Source organism: Pyramidobacter sp. CG50-2 (genome assembly GCF_003612005.1).
GTDB lineage: Bacteria > Synergistota > Synergistia > Synergistales > Dethiosulfovibrionaceae > Pyramidobacter.
The window spans coordinates 1-1,201 of record NZ_RAWT01000102.1; the positions used below are offsets into that span (position 1 = coordinate 1).

At 60.8% G+C, this 1,201-nt stretch carries 1 protein-coding gene; it reads right to left on the bottom strand.

The window, feature by feature from the left end:
• On the bottom strand, positions 1-1,199 hold a 1,199-nt coding region (gene tuf / locus D7D26_RS11945; RefSeq protein WP_078017178.1), incomplete at its 3' end, for an elongation factor Tu.
• Between the last annotated feature and the right edge of the window lie 2 nt (positions 1,200-1,201).

Here is a 1,201-nt window from a genome sequence, read left to right on the forward strand (position 1 = left end):
TACTCGAGGATCTGGGAGACGACGCCGGCGCCGACGGTGTGGCCGCCTTCGCGGATGGCGAAGCGAAGGCCTTCGTTCATCGCCACGGGCGCGATCAGGTCCACTTCGAAGGTGCTGTTGTCTCCCGGCATCACCATTTCCACTCCGTCCGGAAGTTTGATGGAGCCGGTCACGTCGGTGGTGCGCACGTAGAACTGGGGTTTGTAGCCGTTGAAGAAGGGGGTGTGACGGCCGCCTTCTTCTTTCTTCAGCACGTACACTTCCGCTTTGAATTTCTTGTGGGGCTGGATGCTCCCGGGTTTCGCCAATACCTGCCCGCGTTCGACTTCGCTCTTGTCGATGCCGCGCAGCAGCGCTCCGACGTTGTCGCCGGCTTCGGCGTCGTCGAGCATTTTGCGGAACATTTCCAAGCTGGTGATGACGACTTTGCGGGTGTCTTTGATGCCGACGATCTCGGCTTCGTCGCCGGGTTTGATCACTCCGCGTTCGACTCGCCCGGTCACGACGGTGCCGCGCCCGGTGATGGTGAAGACGTCTTCGATGGGCATCAGGAAGGGTTTGTCCATTTCACGCACGGGTTCGGGGAGGTAGCTGTCGCACGCGTCAAGGAGGTCCCAGATGGGTTTGCTCCACTTGTCGTCGCGCGCTCCGGTCCCTTCTTCCAGCGCTTTCAGCGCGCTGCCGCGGATGATGGGGATGTCGTCGCCGGGGAAGCCGTATTTGCTCAGCAGTTCGCGCACTTCCATTTCCACGAGGTCGAGGAGTTCGGGGTCGTCGACGAGGTCGATTTTGTTCATGAAGACGATCAGCGCGGGGACGTTGACTTGGCGGGCGAGCAGGACGTGTTCGCGGGTCTGGGGCATGGGGCCGTCGGTGGCCGCGACGACGAGGATGGCTCCGTCCATCTGCGCCGCTCCGGTGATCATGTTCTTGATGTAGTCGGCGTGCCCGGGGCAGTCGATGTGGGCGTAGTGGCGTTTGTCGGTGGTGTACTCGATGTGGGAGATGTTGATGGTGATGCCGCGTTCTTTCTCTTCCGGCGCTTTGTCGATCTGGTCGAATTTGGTCTCTTCCGCGTAGCCTGTCTTCGACAGAACGTGAGAGATCGCCGCCGTCAGCGTCGTCTTGCCGTGGTCGATGTGCCCGATCGTTCCGATGTTCAGATGGGGCTTGCTGCGCTCAAATTTCTCTTTTGCCATTG